This is a genomic window from Streptomyces sp. NPDC058246, from assembly GCF_042881985.1.
Lineage (GTDB): Bacteria > Actinomycetota > Actinomycetes > Streptomycetales > Streptomycetaceae > Streptomyces.
In genome coordinates, this window is sequence record NZ_JBHVWZ010000014.1 from 154,259 (window position 1) to 175,593 (window position 21,335).

Genomic DNA, 21,335 nt, shown 5'->3' on the forward strand with positions numbered 1-21,335 from the left:
AGAGGTTGGCGGATGGCCGCATTGGTGCTGCGCGGGCTGCGCAAGACATTCCGGTCCAGGGGCCGCCCGGCGGTGGACGCGGTGCGCGGCATCGACCTGGAGCTGCGCTCCGGCGAACTCCTCGGGCTGCTCGGCCCGTCGGGGTGCGGTAAGTCCACCACCCTGCGGATGATCGCGGGCCTGGAGACGGTGACGGGCGGCGACATCCTGGTGGGCGGGGCCTCGGTGGTGGGGCGGCCCGCGCAGGCGCGCAACATCGGGGTGGCCTTCGAGAACTACGCGCTGTATCCGCCGCTGAGCGTCGCCGAGAACCTGGCGTTCGGGCTCAGGGCCCGCGGGCGCGGAGCGCGCGGCTCACGTGCGGAGATCGCCCGCAAGGTCGCCGAGATCGCGGAACGGGTCGCGCTCACCGATCTGCTGGAGGCCCGGCCCGCCGGACTGTCCAGCGGCCAGAAGCAGCGCGTCGCCCTCGCCCGCGCGCTGATCCGCGAGCCCGACGTCCTGCTGCTCGACGAGCCGCTGTCCCACCTGGACGCGGCCCAACGCGACACGACCCGCCGTGAACTCAAGCGCATCCAGCGGGACTTGGGGCACACCACGATCCTGGTCACGCACGACCAGGAGGAGGCCCTCTCGCTCGCCGACCGGATCGCCGTGATGAAGGACGGCGTCATCCAGCAGCTCGGCACGCCCTACGAGATCTACGACAGCCCGGCCAATGTCTTCGTCGCCGACTTCGTCGGGGAGCCCGCGATCAATCTGCTGCCGGGGATCGCTACGGGGGACGGCCACGCACGGCTCTCGGAGACGGTGAGCTTCGCGCTTCCGGTCGAGGTGGCGGCGGGCCGCGAGGTGGTGATCGGCATCCGCCCGGAGGACCTGCGCCTGTCCGGTGGGAGCGGGGGGCCTGGCGAGGGCGGGGTACGGGCGCCCGGTGAGGGCGGGGTCCCGGGCAACGGAGTGCCGGGCGAGGGCCGGGTCCCGGGCAACCGGATGCCGGGCGAGGGCGGGGTTCCGGCCCGGGTGAGCGCCCATGAGCCGCTCCTGGAGTCGGGCATCGCCACCCTCTCGCTCGAAGGGGTCGTACGACCGCTGGTCGTCGTCACCGACCCCGAGGTGCGGCTCGCGCGGGACGAGCGGGTCCGGGTGGCCGCCGATCCCGCGCTCACCCATGTCTTCGACGCCGAGACGGGAGACTCCCTGCGATGACAGCGCCTGTATGTGTGGTGGCCGCCGGCGACCACTTCGTCCTGCCGTCGCTGATCACGGCGGCGGTCCGCGCCGAGCTCGGCGAACATCCTCTGTCCGTACGGGAACTGACACTCGGCTGGCCGCTCGAACCCTTCGGCGCCGTCGCCGAGGTCGAGGAGGCGAGTGACGCCGAGGACGAGCTGATCGAGGCGCTCGCCGACGCGGACGTCCTGGTCACCCAAATGGGACCGGTGACCGAACGGGTGCTGGCCGCCTCGCCCCGGCTGCGTCTCGTGGTCGTCTGCCGGGGCGGCCCGGTGAACGTGAACCGGGAGGCGGCCCGCGCCCACGGCGTACGGGTCTGCTTCGCGCCGGGCCGCAACGCCGCCGCCACCGCCGAGTTCACCGTCGGCCTGCTCCTCGCCGCGCTGCGCCGTATCCCGCAGGCGCACGATCTCCTGGCCCGGCAGGGCAGTTGGGGCGGCGGTGCGACCTACTACACGTATGAGCGGAGCGGTCTGGAACTGGAGGACCTTCCCGTCGGACTCGTCGGCTACGGGGCCGTCGGCAGCCGGGTCGCGCGGATACTCGGCGCGTTCGGGGCCCGGGTCATGGTGTACGACCCCTATGTACGCGGCGAGGTGCACGGCCTGCGGGTCGGCTCGCTGGACGAACTCCTCGGCCGTTCCCGGGTGATCAGCCTGCACGCCCGGCTCACCCCCGAGACGCGCGGGCTGATCGGCTTCCGCGAGCTGGCGCTGCTGCCGCCCGGCGCGGTCCTGGTGAACGTGGCGCGCGGTCCGCTGGTCGACGAGGGCGCGCTGTGCGACGCGTTGAAGAGCGGGCAGCTGTCGACGGCGGCCCTCGACACCTACGAGCGGGAACCGGTGCCGCCGGACTCCCCCCTCTTCGACCTCGCCGCGGCCGAACGGCTGCTGATGACACCGCATCTGGGCGGCGCCAGCCGCGCGGTGGCCGAGAAGGCCGCCCGGATCGCGGCGGCGGAGGTGGGCCGCTGGACCCGCGGGGAACCGCCCGCACACTGCCTCGACTGAGGCCCACCGGTGTGAGACGACCGATCCGAAGGAGGCCGAGGGGCATGTACGTCGGTATCGATGTGGGCACGTCCATGGTGAAGGCCGCCGCCTTCGACGACACGGGCCGCGAACTGGCCGTGCAGGCAAGGCCGGTGGACCTCACCCTGCGCGGCGGCTTCGTCGAGCAGGACATGGAGGAGGTGTACGGCGCGGTGGTCGCCGTACTCTCCGCGCTCACGGCCGCCGTGCCGGGCCCCGTGCAGCTGGCCGGGCTCACCGGGCAGGGCGACGGGGTGTGGCTCGTCGACGGCGAGGGCCGGCCGGTGCGGGCCGCCGCGTCCTGGATGGACGGCCGGGCACACGAACTGGTCGACCAGTGGCTGGCGGACGGCACCTTCGAGGCGGTGTTCCGACGTACCGGAAGCGCCATGTTCCCGGGCTGCCCGGGCCCGCTGCTGGCCTGGCTCGACCGCTACGAGCCCGCTGCGCTGGACTCGGCGACGACCGCCCTGTACTGCAAGGACATGGTCTTCCAGCGGCTGACAGGGGTGCGGGCGACGGATGTGTCGGACGCGTCGATGCCGTTCCTCGACCCGCGCACCCGCACCTATGACAACCGGGTCGTCGAGCTGCTCGGTCTGGCCCACCGGCGCGGGCTGCTGGCACCGGTGAGCGACCCGTCGGCGACGGGGCGGGCGCGCGGCGAAGGGCTGCCTGCCGGTACGCCGATCGCCAACGGCCCGTACGACCTCCCCTCCTGCGCGCTCGGCGCGGGCGTCACGGCCCCGGGGGACGGCCTGCTGATCGTCGGCACCTGCCTGGCCAGCCTGGTGGGGACGACGGACCTCGACCTGACCGGCGAACCGGCAGGTCTCCATATCTCGACCGACCGGGCCGGGTACTGGCTGCGCGCCATGCCCGCGATGGTCGGCACGGCGGCGCTCGACTGGGTCCTGTCGACGACCGGCGTCCACCACGACGAGGTGGACGCGCTGCTGGCCGCGACTCCGCCCGGCGCGAACGGTGTCCGCGTACTCCCCTACTTCGCCCCCTCCGGCGAGCGTGCCCCCTTCGTCGAGCCCCGCCTGCGCGCGGAACTCACCGGCGTCTGCCTGGAGTCGACCCGCGCCGACCTCGTCCGCGCCACCTGCGAGGGCATCGGCTACGCGGCCCGCCACTGTCTGGAGGCCGCGGGGCTGACGGGGTCGCTGGCCGTCTGCGGGGGCGGCACGCGCAGTCCCGCGTGGATGCGGCTGCTGGCGGATGTGCTGGGGCGGCCGTTGCGGGTGGTGGAGGGGGAGGTGGGGGCGCGGGGCGCCGTTCTCGCCGCCGCCGCGCGGCACGGGGTCGCGCTCGACACGGCCGCGTGGACGCAGCCGACGGCGATCGTGACCCCCGATCCGGCCCGGGCGGCCTACTACGCCAAGGCGTACGAGGACCACTTGGCCCACCTGGCGGAGGCCCGACGCCGAGCGCGCCACTGAGTTGTTCGCCCCCTCCGCCCCTACCCGTCCCGTGTCCGGGGGTTGCCGCCCCCTTCGCCCCTACCCGTCCCGTATCCGGGGGTTGCCGCCCCCAGCCCCCCGCTTCGGTCTGGACGGCCTCGTCCTCGAACGCCGGACGGGCCGACGAGCAGCACCTCCGCGAAGGAACCACGGCAACCACCCACCGCAGAAGGGAAGTTGCATGACCCCGTACCCCGGACGCCGCTCCGTTCTCCTCGCGGGCGCGGCCTGCGCCGCGGTCACCGTCACGCCCACCCCGGCGGCAGCCGAGCCACCCCGCCCCCAGGGAGGCGGCCCCCTGGTCGTCGGCCACCGCGGCGCCGCCGGCTGGAGGCCGGAGCACACCGCGGCGGCGTACACCTACGGCGTCCAGACCGGCGCCGACTGGATCGAGCCCGACCTGGTCCCGACCAAGGACCACGTCCTGGTCGTCCGGCACGAGAACGAGATCTCCCAGACGACGGACGTGGCCGCGCACCCGGAGTTCGCCGACCGCCGTACGACGAAGACGGTGGACGGCCGCAGCGTGACGGGCTGGTTCACGGAGGACTTCACGCTCGCCGAACTGAAGACGTTACGGGCGGTGGAGCGCCTCCCCCTGGTCCGCAACCGCAACACCGTCTTCGACGGCCGCCACGAGGTGCTCGCCTTCCAGGAGGTGGTGGACCTCGCCCGCCGCCTGTCCAGGGAGCACGGCCGGACGATCGCCGTCTTCCCGGAGACCAAGCACCCGACGTACTTCCGCTCGATCGGCCTGGAACTGGAGCCGAAGCTGGCCGCCGCCATCCGTCGCAACCACCTCGGCCCCCGCGAGTGCGTCGTCCAGTCCTTCGAGCCGACGAGCCTGCGGCGCGTCGCCTCGGAGGAACTCGGCGTCCCGCTGTGGCAGGCGCTGGGTACGACGGGCGGCCCGTACGACCTGGTCTCGGCCGGGGACCCGACGACGTACCAGGACATGATGACGCCGACGGGGCTGGCGAAGATCGCGGAGTACGCCGACTGGATCGGCCCCGACAAGACGTCGGTCGTGCCGGTCGGCACGGACGGCCGCCTGGGCACCCCGACCACGCTCGTGCGGGACGCCCACCGGGCCGGCCTGCGCATCGGCCCGTACACCTTCCGCGCGGAGAACCAGTTCCTGCCCGCGGACTTCCGGCGCGGTAGCGGAGCCAATGATTTCGGGGACGCGTTCGCGGAGTACGCGCTGTACTACAGGCTGGGGGTCGACGCGGTGGTGACCGACTTCCCGGACCTGGCGGCGCTCGCGAGGAGGTACTGATGAGGACGCGCACTCTGGACTGCCCGACCTGCGGCACCATGCAGGTCTTCCGGCTTCTCACCGACGAGGAGAAGGCGGCGATCCGTTCCGAGAAGGGGGACCGCCACCAGGTGGACAACCTCTGGCGCTGCACCGCCAAAGGCTGCCTCTCCTACTACCGCCACCTCAACAAGAGCGACAGCGACCGCCTCCCCGAGAAATTCCGCGATGAGGAGGCCGCCGAGAAGTGAGACCTACAGGTTGCTGAAGTCCGGCCCCGCCGTCCGCGACCGCTTGATCTCGTAGAAGCCCGGTACCGACGCGACGAGCAGCGTGCCGTCCCAGAGCCTGGCGGCCTCCTCGCCCTTGGGGGCCGGGGTGACGACCGGGCCGAAGAAGGCGATCTGCTCGCCGTCGGCGCCGGGGACGGCGATGACCGGGGTGCCGACGTCCTGGCCGACCTTCTCGATGCCCTCCTTGTGGGAGGCGCGCAGTTCGGCGTCGAACTCGAAGTCCTCCTGGTCGGCGTAGTCGATCAGGTCGGCGGGGAGGCCGACGTCGGCGAGCGCGCCGACGATCGCCTCGCGGGTCGGGCCCTCGCCCTGGTTGTGCACGCGGGTGCCGAGCGCGGTGTAGAGGGGGCCGAGGACGTCGTCGCCGTGCTTCTGCCAGGCGGCGGTGACCACGCGGACCGGGGCCCAGGCCTTGGTGGACAGCAGCTCCCGGTACTCCTCGGGCAGCTCGTCCAGCTTCGGCTCGTTCAGCACGGCGAGGCTCATGATGTGCCAGCGGACCTCGATGTCCCGGACCTTCTCCACCTCAAGGACCCAGCGCGAGGTCATCCAGGCCCAGGGGCACAGCGGGTCGAACCAGAAGTCGACGGGGGTCTTGGCGGAGGGGGTCGCGGTCTCGGACATGGCTCTCCTAGGAATACGGCCGTTTCCTCAGGCAACACCGACCGCCCCGCACCCCATTCCCGGGTGCCCGGTGTCAGGGGCACATGGCAGGATCGGCCCTGTCCGCATGCCGAACACCAGCAGAGGGAGTGCCGTCCGTGCCCGGTGAGAATCTGTCCCGCGACGAGGCCCGGGAGCGGGCCGCCCTGCTCTCCGTCGACAGCTACGAGGTCTCCCTCGACCTGCGCTCCGCCGTCGGGGACACGGAGCCCGAGGGGTCCGTCGACGCGCCGCGCACCTTCCGCTCGGTCACCACCCTCCGCTTCCGCTGCGCCGAGCCCGGCGCCACCAGCTTCGCCGACCTGATCGCGCCGAGCGTGACCGCCGTCTCGCTGAACGGAAAGGACCTCGACCCGGGCGAGGTGTTCGACGGATCCCGGATCCGCCTCGAGGACCTGGCCGCCGAGAACGAGCTCGTGGTCGACGCCCAGTGCGCCTACTCCCGTACCGGCGAGGGCATGCACCGCTTCGTCGACCCCGAGGACGGCGAGGTGTACCTGTACACGCAGTACGAGCCCGCGGACTCCCGGCGCGTCTTCGCCAACTTCGAGCAGCCGGATCTCAAGGCACCTTTCCGCTTCGAGGTGCGCGCGCCGGAGGGCTGGACCGTCTGGAGCAACGGCGCCGGTGAGCTCAGCGACGGGGTGTGGCGGTTCGCCGAGACGAAGCCGATCTCGACGTACATCACGGCGGTCGCGGCGGGCCCGTACCACTACGTGACCGACTCCTACTCCCGCACCTTCGACGACGGTACGACGCTGGAGATCCCCCTCGGCGCGATGTGCCGCAAGGGCCTGGCACCCCACTTCGACTCCGACGACGTGTTCCTGGTGACCAAGCAGGGGCTGGACTTCTTCCACGACCACTTCGACTACCCGTACCCGTTCGGCAAGTACGACCAGGCGTTCGTGCCCGAGTACAACCTCGGCGCGATGGAGAACCCGGGACTCGTCACCTTCCGCGAGGAGTTCATCTTCCGCGGCAAGGTGACCCAGGCGTCGTACGAGGGCCGGGCGAACGTCGTCCTGCACGAGATGGCGCACATGTGGTTCGGCGACCTGGTCACCATGGAGTGGTGGGACGACCTGTGGCTCAAGGAGTCGTTCGCCGACTTCATGGGCGCGTTCTCGCTGGTCGGCGCGACCCGCTTCGAGGACGGCTGGATCACCTTCGCCAACCGCCGCAAGGCGTGGGCGTACCGCGCGGACCAGCTGCCCTCCACCCATCCGGTCACGGCCGACATCCGTGACCTCCAGGACGCCAAGCTCAACTTCGACGGCATCACCTACGCCAAGGGCGCTTCCGTACTGAAGCAGCTGGTGGCGTACGTCGGGCAGGACGCGTTCCTGGAGGGCGCCCGCCGCTACTTCAAGCGGAACGCCTACGGGAACACGCGCCTCGGGGATCTCCTGTCGGTCCTCGAGGAGACCAGCGGGCGGGACATGGCCGCCTGGGCGCGGTCCTGGCTGCAGACCGCCGGGGTCAACTCCCTCACCCCGCAGGTGATTCTCAGCCCCGAGGGGCGCGTCACCGAGCTGGCGATCCTCCAGGATGCCCCGGAGTCGCACCCCGAACTGCGCCCGCACCGGGTGGCGGTGGGTCTGTACCGACGCTCGCCCGAAGGCACCGTGGAGCGGTACGCGCGCGCCGAGGTCGACGTCGACGGCCCCCGTACGATCGTCGCCGAGCTGGTCGGCGCGGACGCCCCCGAGCTCGTCCTCGTCAACGACGACGATCTGACGTACTGCAAGATCCGTTTCGACGAGGGCTCGCTGGCCACGCTGCGGGAGCGACTCGGCGAGATCACCGACCCGCTGGCGCGCGCCCTGTGCTGGTCCGCGCTGTGGAACCTCACGCGGGACGCGCTCATGCCGGCCCGTGACTTCATCGGCCTGGTGCTGCGTTTCGCCGGGCGCGAGTCCGACATCGGTGTGCTCCAGATGCTGCACGCCTGGGCCACCTCGGCGCTCACGCACTACGCGGCGCCCGACTGGCGCGCGGAGGGCGGCCGGCTGCTCGCCGAGGGCGCGCTGCGGGAGCTGCGGCTCGCCGAGCCGGGCAGCCAGCACCAGCTCACCTGGGCCCGCTTCCTCGCCGCCGTCGCGTCGAGCGAGGCCGATCTCCAGCTGTTGCAGGGCCTGTTGGAGGGTACGGCGAAGATCGACGGCCTGGAGGTCGACCAGGAACTGCGCTGGGCGTTCCTGGAGCCGCTCGCCGCGCACGGCGTCGCCGACGAGTCCACGCTCGCGGCCGAACTCGCCCGCGACGACACGGCGTCCGGCAAGCGCCACCAGGTCCGCTGCCTCGCCGCCCGCCCCTCGGCGGCGGTCAAGGCGCAGGCCTGGGCGTCCGTGGTCGAGTCCGACGCGCTGTCCAACGCGCTGGTCGAGGCGACGATCGCCGGGTTCACGCAGCCGTCCCAGCGCGAGCTGCTCACGCCGTACGCCGCGAAGTACTTCGCCGCGATCGAGCGGATCTGGGCGGAGCGGTCCATCCAGATCGGCATGGACGTGGTGAAGGGGCTGTTCCCGTCTCTCCAGGACTCGCAGGAGACCCTGGACGCGACGGACGAGTGGCTGACGGCGCACGAGGACGCGGCCCCGGCGCTGCGCCGCCTGGTGCTGGAGGCGCGCGACGACCTGGCCCGGGCGCTGCGGGGGCAGGCCTGCGACGTGGCGGCGGGCTGAGCGCACGGCCTGATCGTGACCACGTGACCACGTGACCAAGTGACCAAGTGACCAAGGGGGCGCCGGCCGGAAGCGGCGCCCCCTTCGCCGTGCCGAACCAGCGCCCTCTTCGGTGCGACGAACCGGCGCCCCCGTCGGTGCGACGAACCGGCGCCCTCTTCGGTGTGACGGGTAATCCGATGCACGGGGTGGTTACGAAATACAGGTATTCAGAGCCGTAACCCCTATTACTCCCCGTCCGGACCAGGGCCTTTCGGCAGTCGAACGCCCGTACTTTAGGACGGGCTTGTCCGGATTTGTCGACGGGCGTGTAACAGCGGTTAGAGGGCGGACCGGGCGCGGGAAACCCCGGTTCATGAACCACAACACCCCGCTCTCCCCCCGCCCCCTCCGCCACCTGTCCGACGTGCAGCGGCGCGTTCTGACCACCGCCCAGCTGCGCGCCCACGGCGTGACCGCCGCCGACACGAACGAGCAGTGCCGGCCGGGCGGCCCCTGGCAGCAGATCCTCCCGGGCGTCTTCCTGCTGCACCCCGGCCCGCCCACCTCCGAGGAACGCCTGCACGCGGTCCTGCTGTACGCCGCCCGCTCCCCCGTGGCCGGCCCGGCGACCGCCATCCCGACCCAGCCGGGCGCCGAGGAACCGCACGCTCCCCAGCCGTACGCGGACGCCCTGCTCACCGGCCTGGCGGCGCTGACCCTGCACGGCTTCTCCTCGGCGCCGCCCCTGCTCTCCCTGGACAAGATCGACGTCTTGGTACCGCGCCTGCGCCGCCTCCGCTCGACCGGCTGTGCCCGCATCGTCCGCACGTCGTCCCTGCCGGACCCCGCGTACGTCACCGGTGTCCCGGTCGCCCCCGTCCCCCGCGCCCTCGCCGACGCGGTCGCGGAGCTGGCCGACGCGGGCGCCGTACGCCGGCTGCTGACGGAGGCGGTACGGGGCGGCCACTGCGAACCGGCCGCGGTCGTCAGGGAGTTGACGCAGGCACGGCTGCTGAGCCGACCCCATGTGGTGGACGCGGTGGACTCGCTGCTCGCCGAGGGCCGGGCCATCGCCGAGGACCGCCTCTACCGGATGGTCCGCGAACACGGCCTGCCCGACCCGGTCTGGAACGTGGACCTGCGCCTGCCGGGCGGCCCCCACCTGGGCGGCCTGGACGCGTACTGGCCGGAGCAGGCAGTGGCGGTCGAGCTGGACACCCGGGCTCCCCGCCAGGACGAGGACGCCCTCTGGTCGGAGTACGCCCGCAAGCGCGAACACCTGGAACGCCTGGGCATCACCGTCGTCCACATCACCCCGAAGAAGCTCCGCGAGGCGATGGGGCAGCAGGCCACGGTGGTCCGCACCGCGCTGATGGCCTCGAACGACCGCGATCCGGCGGCGTATGTCGTGGTGCTGCCCCGGTAGTGACGGACCGGGTCGGTATCAGGAGGGGAGGGAAGGGGTCCGCGAGCACGCCGCGCGGGCCCCTTCCCATGCGCCGGGCCGCTTCGAAGGAGCGTTGTCAGTGCCCCGCTCTACTGTGGGCCCGAGACGGAATTCCCGGAGATCCTCGACGACAGGAGGGGCCCATGACGACCCTGCCCGACCGGCCGAACACCGCGCTGCTCGTCATCGACGTGCAGAACGGGGTGGTGGACGGCTCCCACAACCGCGACGGCGTGATCGCGAACATCAACACCCTCGCCGACAAGGCCCGCGCCGAAGACGTGCCCGTGATCTGGGTGCAGCACTCCGACGACGGCCTGAAGCGGGGCAGCCACAGCTGGCAGTACGTGCCGGAGCTGGTCCGCCGTGACACCGAGCCCCTCGTCCACAAGCTCTACGGCGACTCGTTCGAGGACACCGAGCTGGAGACGCTGCTCGCCGAGCGCGGCGTGGGCCGGCTCGTCGTCACCGGCGCCCAGACCGACGCGTGCATCCGCTCCACCCTCCACGGGGCCCTCACCCGGGGCTATGACGTGACCCTGGTCGGCGACGCCCACACCACGGAGGACCTCACCGCGTACGGCGCCCCGACTCCGGCCCAGGTGATCGCCCACACCAACCTCTACTGGAAGTGGCAGAGCGCCCCCGGGCGCCGCGGGGGCACCGTCGACACGGAGGACGTCACGTTCGCGACGGCCGACACGGACTGACCCGTCGGGGACTGACCCGTCGGGGGCTGGCCCGTCGGAGGCTGCCGCCTGGAGTCCGGGCCTACTTGCCGCAGAACTCCGCCTCGATCACCGCGTCGCCGGCCCCCGACCAGTCAGCGTTGAAGTTGAAGGCGAGGGAGTGGCGGCCGTCGGCCGTGGTGACGGCGGACGACGTGGAGCCGTGAATGCCGCCGTCGTGGCCCCAGACGTGGACCCCGCAGCTCAGCTTGCTGTCGATCAGGCCGAGGCCGTAGCCGATGTTCGGGGCGACGTCGACCTTGACGGTGGTCTTCATCTCCTTGAGCTGCTTGCGCGGGAGCAGCTCGCCGGTCAGCAGCGCCGTGTAGAAGCGGTTCAGGTCACGGGAGTCGGAGATCATCTCGCCCGCCGAGGACGCCAGGGACGGGTTGAGTTTCGTGACGTCGTACGACGGACCGGTCGCCGTCTCGGCCAGCTTCGAGTACGCGCGGCTGCTGGGCTGCGGGACGGTGACCTTCGTACCGGGGACCGACGTGCCGCGCAGGCCCAGGGGCTCGATGATGCGATCACGGATCTCCGCCGCGTACGAGTGGCCCGTGACCTTGGCGATCACCATGCCGGCGAGGACGTAGTTCGTGTTCGAGTAGTTCCACGAGGTGCCCGGGGCGAAGTCCGGTGTGTGGGACATGGCGATCTGGACCAGCTGCTCCGGGGTCTTCGTGTCGTAGCGGTGCTGGAGGAAGCCGTCCTTCAGGAAGTACGTACGGCCGAAGTCCTCGTCCGCCGTGTAGTTGTAGATACCGCTGGTGTGGTTGAGGAGTTGGCGGACGGTGATCCGGCGGCCGTCGTTGCCGTGGCCCCGGACCACGCCCGGGAGCCACTCGTCCACCGTGTCGTCCAGGGAGAGCCGTCCCTCCGCCTCCAGTTGGAGCAGCACCGTGGAGACGAAGGTCTTGGTGGTGCTGCCGACGCGGTAGCGGTCCGCCGTGGAGCGGGGCGCCTTCGTCCGCAGATCGCCCACTCCCGACGTGGCGGACCAGGTGCCGTGCCCGTCCTTCGCCGTGGCCGTCACGCCCGGCACGCCGTCCCGCACGGCGGCGTCCATCGCCGCCCGGGTCCCGCTGTGGTCGCCCCTGGCGGGCGCCGCCATCGCGGGACCCGCCAGAGCCGCGGTCACCGCCACCGCGGTCGCCGCCACCAGTCCCGTACGACCCACCCGTCCCGTACGCACTGACATGTCTTCCCCCTTCACCGAACCAACCTGGTCGGGTGGAGGGACTCGGCGGGCGCACGGGAAGGTTGCCTGCCCAGGTGCCGGTTGAGCGGGTTTCAGCCCTTCTTGAGGAGGAGCTCCGTGTTGCGGTCCCGGGTCGCGCCCGAGAGGTCCGTGCGGGCGCCGGGGGCGTTGAAGGAGAGTTCGCGGTAGAGGGCCGCGAGGCCGGTCTGGGTGAGGTCGGAGAAGTCCGTCGCGTGCGGGGCCGAGGACTCGATGAGGGTGGTGAAGAGGGAGAGCGTGCCGTCCTTGTTGTCCACCAGCTCGATCACGCGGGCCAGCTGGGGGAAGTCGACGTGCGAGGCGGTGCAGATCTCCCAGAAGGAGCGGTTGCCGGGGGCGGCGTGCGGGATGATCTCGTTCTTGTGGGTGTGGCCGTTCACCCAGGCCAGCACGTTGCTGAAGCTCGCGAGGAGGGCGACGACCTCGCCCCCGCCGTGCCGCTTCTCGGAGGGGTGGCCCGGGTCGGCGTGGGTGTTGCGCATCGTCTTGCTGGTGTGATGGCTGAAGACGACGATGTACGAGTCCTTGTTCTCGCGCACCGTCTTCTCCAGCCAGCGCAGCTGGGCCGTGCCGATGGAGCCCTCGTAGTGACCGCCGGGATCGGTGGTGTCGAGGCTGACACCGATGACGTCCTCGGCGATCCGGAACGTGTAGTACTGGGTGCCCGCGGCGAGGTTCGCGGAGGAGTAACCGTGGCCGATGGGACCCGGTCCCGTGTGCGCCGGGTCGAGATGCGCGCGGAGGTAGTCGGCGGGGGTGAAGGGGGCGCGGTTCTCGTCGGGCGTGACCGAGCGCATCTGGCGGGCGTGCGCCTTGAGCAGGTCGCGGAACTCCGTGCCCTTCGGGCTGCTGCCGTCCTTGATGCTCTTGGCCAGGGCGGTGCACTCCGCCGACGGCAGGGACATCAGCTTCTTGCCGCCGACCGCGAAGTCGGTGAGGTAGGAGTCGCCGCGCGAGCCGTAGCAGCCGAGCGGCAGCGCGTCGTGGTTGCCGACCGTGGAGTACCAGGGCAGGTTCAGGCCGGGGCTGCGCAGCTCGCGGATCGCCGCCGCGAGGAAGCCCTCGATCCGCGGGAAGCCAAGCTGTTTGTCGGCGTCGCGCAGGGCCGCGTCGGGCTGCCAGTACGCCTTGAGGCCGCTCGCCTGCACGCCCTCGTAGTGGCGCGGGTCCCCGCTGTTGGGGCTGATCCGGCCGCCGCTCATGACCTTCAGGAACCAGTCCAGCTCCGTCTTGGAGTTGTTGTCCGTGTTGTCCCCGGTGGTCATGACGAAGTGCAGCGGGGAGCCGGTGACGGGGGCTCCCCGCAGTGAGTTGACCCGCTCGACGAGCGAGACGGCGCCCGCGACGGTCAGGGTCTCCTGCGGACGCCAGGCGCTCTTGTTCTGGGCGCGCAGGAACTCCAGCCGCAGCGGGTGCTGGGCGTCGATCAGGTGCAGGTCGGTGAGCTGCACGAAGGCGGCGAGCGCGGTACGCCGCTCCGCCCGGCCGGACTTGGCCGAGGCCAGCTCGCTGCGGACGACCCGCTTCCAGCCGGGGCCGTCGCCGAGCCGCCGGTACCCGGTGGAGCCGGAGCGCGGGGTGGCGACGCCGCTCAGAGTGGTGCCACGGGTGTACGGAGCCGGCCTGGCGGGGGCCGGCGCGCCCGACTGGGCCTTGGCGTGCGCGAGGGAATCGGCGACCGGCGCCTGGCCGGCGTGACCGGCCGCGGCGTGTGCGGCCGTACCGGGCCGCAGGGCCAGACCGATCCCCGCGGAGAGGGACACCGCCCCGGTGGCGGCGAGCAGCGTACGGCGGTTCATGGCAGCGGCAGTGGCGACAGAGCGTATGCGCGACATGGCGCGGTCTCCCCGAGTGCGAACGCGTCGGCAGTGGTCACGGGGCGCTCGCGTCGCGAACTCCCCGCTCACACTGGATCGTTGGCACCGGGAATGACCTGCGCGTTAACTGAGCAGCAACGGGCAGCGCCGATCACCGTACGTCGATCTTGGACCACCCTGCGCGTCCCCGGCCCCTCCCCGAACGGCCGGGAGGCGGTCACTCCCTGTTCATTTTCCGGGGTAGTGAACCTGTTCCCCGGCGTCCGGTGACGGGTTGGCCGGCGAGTACTCGGGCGCCGACCAGCGCAGCGGACTGGCCGCGGGCGTCTCGATGACCTCCGTGAGGGCGAAGCGGACGGTCCGCTCCCCGTCCTCGGTGAACTCCGTGCGAGCCGTGCCCGTGAGCTGGAGCACCGCACCGGATTCCCAGTCCGGGAAGAGCAGCCCGGTCCGTGGGTCGGCCGCCAGGTTGCCGAGGGTCAGGAACATGGAGTTGCCCGGATAGTCCCGCCAGCTCAGCTCGCGCGGCGAATCGACGCGTACGAAGCCGGGGTTGCCGCCCCGATGACTCGCGTCGGCCCCGTGCGCGTGCACGGTGGCGAGGAAGAACGTGTCGGCCGACTCGATGAATTTCCCTTGCGCTCCGGAGAGTTCGACGCCGCGCCGCGCGGTGCCCGGCGTGCGCTCGGCCGTCTCGTACGACTCCCTCTTCTGCAGGTACTTCGGACAGTTGGAGAAGACCTGGTCGGCGTCGACCGCGAATCCGCGGGGTGTGGGGCGGGCCCGCCCGTTGAGGCGCATACGGCGGCGGGTGCGCGGGTCGAGCGCGAGGGTGCCGACGGGGGTACCGGCGGCGGCGAGCGCGGGCACGAGGGGGTCGCCGGGCGCGGCCCCGCCCGTGACCGAGATCTGGCGCGGCCCCGTGGCCCGTACGAAGCCGGGTTTCCCGGTGAGCAGCGAGGCCCAGACCGCGCCGCTGTCCGGGTCGGCGGCGCCGACGACCAGCATCGGCTGAAGTTCGAGGAAGGCGGCGGCCACCGGTCGGATGCCCTGTCCGATGGCCTGCCCCACGTGATCGGCGAGGTCGCGGACGCCGACCCGGTCCTGCACGGCGCGCGAACCCGAGTGATACGTCATGACCGCTCCCTAGAAGAAGCCGCAGGTCGGCGCCGAGGCGGACGGCACCGGCGCGTCCTCGGCGCCGCTCCGCGTGTAGATCTCCAGGCGCGTGCCGTCCGGGTCGTGGAAGAAGATGCCGCCGGACGCCGAGCCCTCGCGGTGGGCGACCACACCCTCGTACGCGAAGTCGACACCGTAGGCGCGCAGGGCCCTCTCGTACTCCCTGACCCGGTCGATCGAGTCCACTTCCAGGGCGAGGTGGTGCAGGCCGGCACGGCCGCTGTCGTACGCCCCCCGCGCCTGCTGCCAGAGCGTGAGCACCGGGGTGCCGCCCTCCCCCAGGAACGCGTACCGGCGCTCCTCCTCCTTGCCCTCGCCGATGACCCCGAAGCCGAGGGCGTCTCGATAGAAGGCGAGCGAGCGGTCGAGGTCCGTGACGTTCAGACCGATGTGGCCGGTACGCGGTGGCATGGCAGTCCCCTCTGTCGGTGGCGCCCCAGGAGGGCTAACCCTTGTAGCCGACATTAAAGGTTAGAGTGGACGAGTGCAACCGGTCACGTAATCTTGAGCGGTTAGTCGTGAAGGGAGCCCCACCATGCCCACCGCCCTCGACCCGCGTCCGCTCACCGGTGAGCCGGTCTCGCTCGACCTGCTCAACACCCGCTGGAACCGCGAGGGAGTGGTGCAGGACCTCCTCACGGACACCGAGGGGCTGGCGGTGTGGCTTGCCGCGAACGGACTCGGCCTTCCGGCCGACGACGCGACCCTGCGGCACGCGCTGCAGGCCCGTGACGCACTGCGCGCCGTCGTCGACGGGTCTCTGGAGGAGGGGGCGGGCCGCGTCGACGCCGTCCTCGCGCACGGGCGGGTCCGCATGACGCTCACCGCCCAAGGACCCGGTGAGAGCGTCGAGTTCGACGACCCGAGCTGGGGGCCGGCCTGGCTTGCCGCGCGCGACTTCCTGCAGCTGCTGGACACCGCTCCGGACCGCATCCGCCGCTGCGCCCACGGCTCCTGCATCCTGCACTTCTTCGACACCTCGCGGAACGGCACCCGCCGCTGGTGCTCGATGGCGGCATGCGGTAACCGGGCGAAGGCGTCCCGCCACTACGCGCGCACGAAAGAGAGTTAAGTCGACAAAAAGGGATACCCCTACCGTCTGACATCTCCCTCCATAGCGCGCTATCACCGGCGTGACGCATGGCGGAAGTACGCCATGACTCCATCCCGCCTCGGTCAACTCTCCCCAAACAACTGCCCCTTAGGTAAAGCTGAGCGGTCATCCGGGTTCACATACCGGACTGATGCGACCAGACCCCGTACGACCGTCGGGGCCCGGTCGCTCCGCGCTCGTTCCTTTACCTACAAGGGATGCAGATGACCTCCGACCCTCAGCGCGCCCCGATATCGGGCGCGAGACGCGTGGCCCGCATAGCCGTGGCCGCGGGCCTGGTGGCCGCGCTCTCCGCGGCCGGGCCGATACCCATGGCCTTCTCCGCGAACGCCGGCACGGACGCCCCGGCGGCCGACCCCGGCACCAAGTCCGCCGCCGCCAAGCTCGGCTCGTCCGACGCCGACCTTCTCGCCGAGGCCAAGGCCAACGGCGACAAGAACGTCACGATGATGATCGCCACCGCTCCGGGCCAGACCGAGCAGGTCGCCAAGGAGCTGGACGCGGTCAAGGGCGGCTCCGTGGGCCGCACCTACGACAAGCTCGGTTACGTCCGGGCCACCGTCCCCACCGGCCGGGCCGACTCGGCCATCGCCGCCGCCGCGAAGCTGTCCTCGGTGCACGGGATCGACCTGCGCCAGGAGATCGCGCTCGACGACCCGACGCCGAGCGCCGACACCGCCAAGGGCGCCAAGGAGCAGGCCACTTCGACGGCCACGTACTCCGCCCCGTCCAAGAGCACCCCCGCCGAGAACCCGTACAACCCGTCCTTCGAGACGGGCGCCGTCGACTTCGTGAAGGACCACCCGAAGGCGGACGGCCGGGGCGTCACCATCGGCATCCTCGACTCCGGTGTCGACCTGGGCCACCCCGCGCTGCAGAAGACCACCACCGGCGAGCGCAAGATCGTCGACTGGGTCACGTCCACCGACCCGATCGTGGACGGCGACGCCACCTGGCGCCCGATGATCACCCCGGTGTCCGGCCCCACCTTCACCTACAGCGGCAAGACGTGGACGGCGAAGGCGGGCTCTTACGAGATCAGCACCTTCCGGGAGTCCGCGACCACGGGCGGCGACGCCAAGGGCGACGCGAACCGGGACGGTGACACCACCGACGCGTGGGGCGTGCTCTACGACGCCGCGGCGGGCACGGTCACGGTCGACCTGAACAACAACAACGACTTCACCGACGACACGCCGATGAAGCCGTACAAGGACGGCTACCAGATCGGCTACTTCGGTACCGACAACCCCTCGACCGACGTCGTCGAGCGGCAGCCGTTCGTCGTGGAGATCCGCAAGGACGTCCCGATGGACCCCTACGGCGGGTCCTGGGTCGGCAAGAAGGCCGACTTCGTCAACATCGGCGTCATCGAGTCCGAGCACGGCACCCACGTCGCGGGCATCACCTCGGCGAACGGCCTGTTCGGCGGCAAGATGAACGGCGCGGCCCCCGGCGCGAAGATCGTCTCGTCCCGCGCCTGCACCTGGACCGGCGGCTGCACCAACGTCGCGCTCACCGAGGGCATGATCGACCTCGTCGCCAACCGTGGCGTCGACATCGTCAACATGTCCATCGGCGGTCTGCCCGCGCTCAACGACGGCAACAACGCGCGCTCCGAGCTCTACACGCGTCTCATCGACACCTACGGTGTCCAGTTGGTGATCTCCGCGGGCAACTCCGGTCCCGGCGCCAACACCATCGGCGACCCCGGTCTTGCCGACAAGGTCATCTCGGTCGGCGCGTCCATCTCCAAGGAGACCTGGGCCGCCAACTACGGCTCGCAGGTGGAGAAGAAGTACGCGCTGCTGCCCTTCTCCTCGCGCGGCCCGCGTGAGGACGGCGGCTTCACGCCGACGCTGACCGCGCCCGGCGCCTCCATCAACTCCACGCAGACCTGGCTGCCGGGCTCCCCGGTCGCCGAGGCGGGCTACTCGCTGCCCGCCGGTTACTCGATGCTCCAGGGCACGTCGATGGCGTCCCCGCAGGCCGCGGGCGCCTCCGCGCTGCTCCTGTCCGCCGCCAAGCAGAAGGGCATCGACCTCACCCCGGCGACCCTGCGCACGGCACTGACCTCGACCGCCGACCACATCAAGGGTGTGCAGGCGTACGAGGAGGGCGCGGGCCTCATCAACATCGTGGACGCCTGGGACTCCATCAAGGACGGCGCCACCGCCCACGACTACACCGTCAAGGCTCCGGTGGACACCGCGATCGACTACGCCCTGAAGACGCCGGGCTTCGGCACGGGCCTGTACGACCGCGAGGGCGGCCTCAAGGCCGGCGGCAAGAAGACGTACGACATCACGATCACGCGTACGTCCGGCGCCGACCGGGCGATCCGCCACGAGCTTTACTTCGAGAACAACGCGGCCGGCACCTTCGAGATCGTCGGCTCGGACGAGGTCAAGCTCCCGCTGAACCAGCCGGTGACCGTCAAGGTCCAGGCCGCCCCGAAGTCCGCCGGTCTCAAGAGCGCGATCCTCGAGGTCGACGACCCGAAGACCGAGGGCGTCGACAAGCAGATCCTGTCGACGGTGGTCGTCTCGGCCCCGGTCAAGTACACCTACTCCGCGTCGGGTTCGGTGCAGCGCAACAGCAGCACCTCGTACTTCGTCACGGTCCCCGAGGGCGCCAAGTCCCTGGAGGTCGCGATCGGCGGGCTGAAGGACAAGAGCCAGACCCGCTTCATCGCGATCCACCCGTACGGCGTTCCGGTCGACAACACCGGCACGCCGTACTGCTACCCGAACTACCTCGACGGCAACGGCTGCAAGCCCGACGTGCGCTCGTACGCGGACCCGCAGGCCGGCGTCTGGGAGATCGAGGTCGAGTCGCGCCGTACGTCTCCGCTGCTCGACAACCCGTACAAGCTGGACGTCTCCGTGCTCGGCGCGGCCTTCGACCCGGCCGTCGTGACCGTCCCCGAGGCCAAGGTCGGCACCCCGGCCACCGCCTCCTGGAAGGTCACGAACAACTACGCCGCGCTGGAGGGCACCCTGAAGGGCGGCCCGCTCGGCTCCTCGCTGAACGCGCGGCCGACCATCGCGGACGGCGCGACGCAGACGACCACGGTCGAGGTGCCCGCGGGCGCCACGGCCCTCAACGTCTCCATCGGCAACGTCTCCGACACGGCCGCCGACCTCGACCTGACGGTGAAGAACGCCGCCGGGACCGTCGTCGGGTCGTCCGCGGACGGCGACTCCGAGGAGGCCGTCTCCATCGCCTCGCCCGCCGCCGGGACGTACACCATCGAGGTCGCGGGCTACTCGGTCCCGTCGGGCTCGACCGCGTACGACTACCAGGACGTGTTCTTCTCGTCCGCGCTCGGCACGGTCGCGGTCGACGGGTCCACGCCGGTGAAGCTCGGCACGGGCGACTCGGCGACGGTGTCCGGCACGGTCACCGCCGCGGCCGCGGCGCCCGCGGGGCGCGAGTTCTTCGGTCAGGTCCAGCTGGTGAACGCGCGCGGCACGGTCGCGGGCCTCGGCAGCGTGAAGATCGAGAAGGTCACGCCGTAGCACTCGGCTGAGGTGGATCCGGGGCGGGCGTCCGTTGTCACGACGGGCGCCCGCCCCTTCTCATAGCTGCCGGCACCGGGTGGGGCTCACTGCTGCTCGCACCGCGTGATGCTCATTGCCGCTCGCACCGCGTGATGCTCACTGCTGCTCGCACTGGGTGGTGCGCGCCTGCGGCAGTGCCTTCGTGATCCACGCGCGGTTCGTGGCGACGAGGGGGTCGCCCACGGCCCACAGCGTCGGCCCGTCCGCGCCCCGCGGAATGCGGATCAGCACGTGGTCGCCCGGGTGCGGACTCGGTTCGGCCCCGCCGCTCAGCAGGAACGTGACCTGGGACGGGCCGTGGTCCGGGACGAAGTACCGCGTGACGGTCAGCACGACGGTGAACCGGGGCGCGGTCGCCTTGTCCACCCGCACCCGGGCGACCGTGCCCTCGACCACGAGGCGGGAGCAGGCCAACTCGCCCGCCGGGTCGGAGGGTGCGCCTCCCGCTCCGGTCGCGCTGTCGGCGGCACTCCCGCCGGAACTCTTGGACGCGCTGTCCGCCCCTCCCCCGTTGTGCGACACGAGCCAGCCCAGACCGACGACCGTGGAGAGGGCCGCGGTGGCCGCGAGGCCGCCCAGGGCGATCGCGAAGGGACGGCGCCTTCGCCGGGACGGTGGCCGCGGCGGCTTCGGCTCCAGCTTCGGCTTCGGCTCCAGCTGCGGCTCCAGCTGCGGCTTCGCCACCGCTGCGGGCTTCCTGCTCCCCTGGTGCTCGCTGCCGTCGTGACGCTCACTGTCCTGCTGACGCTCGCCGTCGTGCTGACGGTCCCTGGTGTCGTCACGGTCTCTGGCGTCCTGACGGTCCCTGGTGTCCTGACGGTCCGTGATGTCCTGACGGACCTCGCCGTCCGCGAGCGTGTTCCCGATGGCTGTCAGCTGCCGGCGCAGCAGCGCGACGTCCGCCATCGCCGACCGGTGCTCGGCCATGAACGCGGCGTCCTCGTGGGCCCCTTCGGGCAGCGGTTCGTCCGTGATCGCGGCCAGCAGCGCGTCGGCGGCTGCATTGCCTGCGTACTCGGCCACGTCACACCACCTCGTCCTCGTGCAGGCGGCCGCGCAGCGCGCGGACCGCCGTGTGCAGCCTGCTCTTGACCGTGCCCTCCGGGATACCGAGCTCCTCGGCGATCCCGCGCACGGAAAGATCGGCGTAGAAGCGCAGGACGAGGACCTGACGCTGGGCGTCGGGCAGCTCGTCCAGGCCCTGCGCCACGGCCAGCGAGAGCACGTTGGAGTCCTCGTCCGAGGGGTGCTCCAGCTGCCGCAGCGAGGCGAGGCGCTCCCCGAGCCGCTCCTGGCGGCGCTTGGCCCGGTGCCAGTCCATCGCCAGGTTCGAGGCGACGACCGCCGCCCACGCCGACACGTCACGCGGCGCCTCGTCCCCCTTCGCCGCGCGCTCCAGCAACCGCAGGCGGACCTGCTGCACCCCGTCCGGCAGGTCCGCCTGCGGCACGCCGCCGAGCGCGAGCACCGCCCGCACCCGGCGTTCCTGGGCCGCGTCGAGGGGGTCGTCCGCCCCCTGGACGCGGCGGGCCTTTCTGCGCAGCACAGCCACCCCTCCCCTCCCGCGTTTCCTCTACGACGCCGGTGCGCGCGAAAACGTTCGCCGCACGCCGGAGGAGTTTCCCGGACCTGCG

17 protein-coding genes are annotated in these 21,335 nt (G+C 71.6%); 10 read left to right on the top strand and 7 right to left on the bottom strand.

Annotated elements, in window-relative coordinates; translation table 11 throughout:
* Positions 1-12 precede the first annotated feature (12 nt).
* The 5 genes from ACFVXA_RS21825 (at position 13) to ACFVXA_RS21845 (ending at position 5,242) form a co-directional block, all read left to right on the top strand.
* Positions 13-1,209: an ABC transporter ATP-binding protein gene (locus tag ACFVXA_RS21825; RefSeq protein ID WP_362018121.1), complete on the top strand. Its 1,197-nt coding sequence runs from the start codon at positions 13-15 to the stop codon at positions 1,207-1,209.
* Positions 1,206-2,246: a 2-hydroxyacid dehydrogenase gene (locus ACFVXA_RS21830; RefSeq protein ID WP_362018119.1), complete on the top strand. Its 1,041-nt coding sequence runs from the start codon at positions 1,206-1,208 to the stop codon at positions 2,244-2,246. The genes ACFVXA_RS21825 and ACFVXA_RS21830 overlap by 4 nt, the downstream gene beginning before the upstream one ends.
* A gap of 44 nt (positions 2,247-2,290) precedes the next feature.
* On the top strand, positions 2,291-3,712 hold the full coding sequence (locus ACFVXA_RS21835) for an FGGY family carbohydrate kinase (RefSeq protein ID WP_390026071.1): 1,422 nt from the start codon (positions 2,291-2,293) through the stop codon (positions 3,710-3,712).
* A gap of 202 nt (positions 3,713-3,914) precedes the next feature.
* Positions 3,915-5,012 (top strand): glycerophosphodiester phosphodiesterase, encoded by a 1,098-nt coding sequence (locus ACFVXA_RS21840; protein WP_390026073.1) that lies wholly within the window; start codon positions 3,915-3,917, stop codon positions 5,010-5,012.
* On the top strand, positions 5,012-5,242 hold the full coding sequence (locus ACFVXA_RS21845) for a hypothetical protein (protein WP_383906071.1): 231 nt from the start codon (positions 5,012-5,014) through the stop codon (positions 5,240-5,242). Before ACFVXA_RS21840 ends, ACFVXA_RS21845 begins: the two co-directional genes overlap by 1 nt.
* Positions 5,243-5,245: 3 nt before the next feature.
* Here ACFVXA_RS21845 and ACFVXA_RS21850 read toward each other — a convergent pair whose 3' ends face one another.
* A complete protein-coding gene (locus tag ACFVXA_RS21850; protein ID WP_362018111.1) occupies positions 5,246-5,908 on the bottom strand; it encodes a DsbA family protein in 663 nt (220 codons plus the stop codon).
* A 137-nt stretch (positions 5,909-6,045) separates the two neighbouring features.
* Here ACFVXA_RS21850 and pepN point away from each other — a divergent pair, with 137 nt between their 5' ends.
* The 3 genes from pepN to ACFVXA_RS21865 all read left to right on the top strand — a co-directional run bounded on the left by pepN (position 6,046) and on the right by ACFVXA_RS21865 (position 10,773).
* On the top strand, positions 6,046-8,634 hold the full coding sequence (pepN, locus tag ACFVXA_RS21855; protein ID WP_390026075.1) for an aminopeptidase N: 2,589 nt from the start codon (positions 6,046-6,048) through the stop codon (positions 8,632-8,634).
* Positions 8,635-8,989: 355 nt separating this feature from the next.
* Complete coding sequence (locus ACFVXA_RS21860) at positions 8,990-10,042, top strand: hypothetical protein (protein ID WP_390026077.1); 1,053 nt, start codon at positions 8,990-8,992, stop codon at positions 10,040-10,042.
* A 164-nt stretch (positions 10,043-10,206) separates the two neighbouring features.
* Entirely contained in the window at positions 10,207-10,773 is a 567-nt protein-coding gene (locus ACFVXA_RS21865; protein ID WP_390026080.1) for a cysteine hydrolase family protein, read from the top strand.
* A 61-nt stretch (positions 10,774-10,834) separates the two neighbouring features.
* Here ACFVXA_RS21865 and ACFVXA_RS21870 read toward each other — a convergent pair whose 3' ends face one another.
* The 4 genes from ACFVXA_RS21870 to ACFVXA_RS21885 form a co-directional block, all read right to left on the bottom strand.
* On the bottom strand, positions 10,835-11,989 hold the full coding sequence (locus tag ACFVXA_RS21870; RefSeq protein ID WP_390026082.1) for a serine hydrolase domain-containing protein: 1,155 nt from the start codon (positions 11,987-11,989) through the stop codon (positions 10,835-10,837).
* Between the two features lie 92 nt (positions 11,990-12,081).
* Positions 12,082-13,863 (bottom strand): TIGR03767 family metallophosphoesterase, encoded by a 1,782-nt coding sequence (locus ACFVXA_RS21875; protein WP_390026084.1) that lies wholly within the window; start codon positions 13,861-13,863, stop codon positions 12,082-12,084.
* 210 nt (positions 13,864-14,073) lie between these two features.
* Positions 14,074-14,982: a pyridoxamine 5'-phosphate oxidase family protein gene (locus ACFVXA_RS21880; RefSeq protein ID WP_389512908.1), complete on the bottom strand. Its 909-nt coding sequence runs from the start codon at positions 14,980-14,982 to the stop codon at positions 14,074-14,076.
* Between the two features lie 9 nt (positions 14,983-14,991).
* The gene (locus ACFVXA_RS21885; protein WP_390026087.1) at positions 14,992-15,435 is read right to left on the bottom strand and encodes a VOC family protein; all 444 of its coding nucleotides are present in this window, start codon (positions 15,433-15,435) and stop codon (positions 14,992-14,994) included.
* A 124-nt stretch (positions 15,436-15,559) separates the two neighbouring features.
* Between ACFVXA_RS21885 and ACFVXA_RS21890 the strand changes: the two genes are divergently transcribed.
* The gene (locus tag ACFVXA_RS21890) at positions 15,560-16,096 is read left to right on the top strand and encodes a CGNR zinc finger domain-containing protein (protein ID WP_362018096.1); all 537 of its coding nucleotides are present in this window, start codon (positions 15,560-15,562) and stop codon (positions 16,094-16,096) included.
* Positions 16,097-16,341: 245 nt separating this feature from the next.
* Positions 16,342-19,659, top strand: coding sequence for a S8 family serine peptidase (locus tag ACFVXA_RS21895; RefSeq protein ID WP_390026089.1), 3,318 nt, complete (start codon positions 16,342-16,344; stop codon positions 19,657-19,659).
* Positions 19,660-19,797: 138 nt separating this feature from the next.
* Here the strand turns inward: ACFVXA_RS21895 and ACFVXA_RS21900 are convergent, their stop codons facing one another.
* Positions 19,798-20,724: a hypothetical protein gene (locus tag ACFVXA_RS21900; RefSeq protein WP_383906050.1), complete on the bottom strand. Its 927-nt coding sequence runs from the start codon at positions 20,722-20,724 to the stop codon at positions 19,798-19,800.
* A 1-nt stretch (position 20,725) separates the two neighbouring features.
* Positions 20,726-21,253 (bottom strand): sigma-70 family RNA polymerase sigma factor, encoded by a 528-nt coding sequence (locus ACFVXA_RS21905; protein WP_362018092.1) that lies wholly within the window; start codon positions 21,251-21,253, stop codon positions 20,726-20,728.
* Positions 21,254-21,335: the final 82 nt, after the last annotated feature.

Coding starts and splice junctions, on each gene's coding strand:
- ACFVXA_RS21825 (WP_362018121.1), top strand. CDS start 13: ATGGCCGCATTGGTGCTGCGCGGGCTGCGCAAGACATTCCGGTCCAGG.
- ACFVXA_RS21830 (WP_362018119.1), top strand. CDS start 1,206: ATGACAGCGCCTGTATGTGTGGTGGCCGCCGGCGACCACTTCGTCCTG.
- ACFVXA_RS21835 (WP_390026071.1), top strand. CDS start 2,291: ATGTACGTCGGTATCGATGTGGGCACGTCCATGGTGAAGGCCGCCGCC.
- ACFVXA_RS21840 (WP_390026073.1), top strand. CDS start 3,915: ATGACCCCGTACCCCGGACGCCGCTCCGTTCTCCTCGCGGGCGCGGCC.
- ACFVXA_RS21845 (WP_383906071.1), top strand. CDS start 5,012: ATGAGGACGCGCACTCTGGACTGCCCGACCTGCGGCACCATGCAGGTC.
- ACFVXA_RS21850 (WP_362018111.1), bottom strand. CDS start 5,908: ATGTCCGAGACCGCGACCCCCTCCGCCAAGACCCCCGTCGACTTCTGG.
- ACFVXA_RS21860 (WP_390026077.1), top strand. CDS start 8,990: ATGAACCACAACACCCCGCTCTCCCCCCGCCCCCTCCGCCACCTGTCC.
- ACFVXA_RS21865 (WP_390026080.1), top strand. CDS start 10,207: ATGACGACCCTGCCCGACCGGCCGAACACCGCGCTGCTCGTCATCGAC.
- ACFVXA_RS21870 (WP_390026082.1), bottom strand. CDS start 11,989: ATGTCAGTGCGTACGGGACGGGTGGGTCGTACGGGACTGGTGGCGGCG.
- ACFVXA_RS21875 (WP_390026084.1), bottom strand. CDS start 13,863: ATGTCGCGCATACGCTCTGTCGCCACTGCCGCTGCCATGAACCGCCGT.
- ACFVXA_RS21880 (WP_389512908.1), bottom strand. CDS start 14,982: ATGACGTATCACTCGGGTTCGCGCGCCGTGCAGGACCGGGTCGGCGTC.
- ACFVXA_RS21885 (WP_390026087.1), bottom strand. CDS start 15,435: ATGCCACCGCGTACCGGCCACATCGGTCTGAACGTCACGGACCTCGAC.
- ACFVXA_RS21890 (WP_362018096.1), top strand. CDS start 15,560: ATGCCCACCGCCCTCGACCCGCGTCCGCTCACCGGTGAGCCGGTCTCG.
- ACFVXA_RS21895 (WP_390026089.1), top strand. CDS start 16,342: ATGACCTCCGACCCTCAGCGCGCCCCGATATCGGGCGCGAGACGCGTG.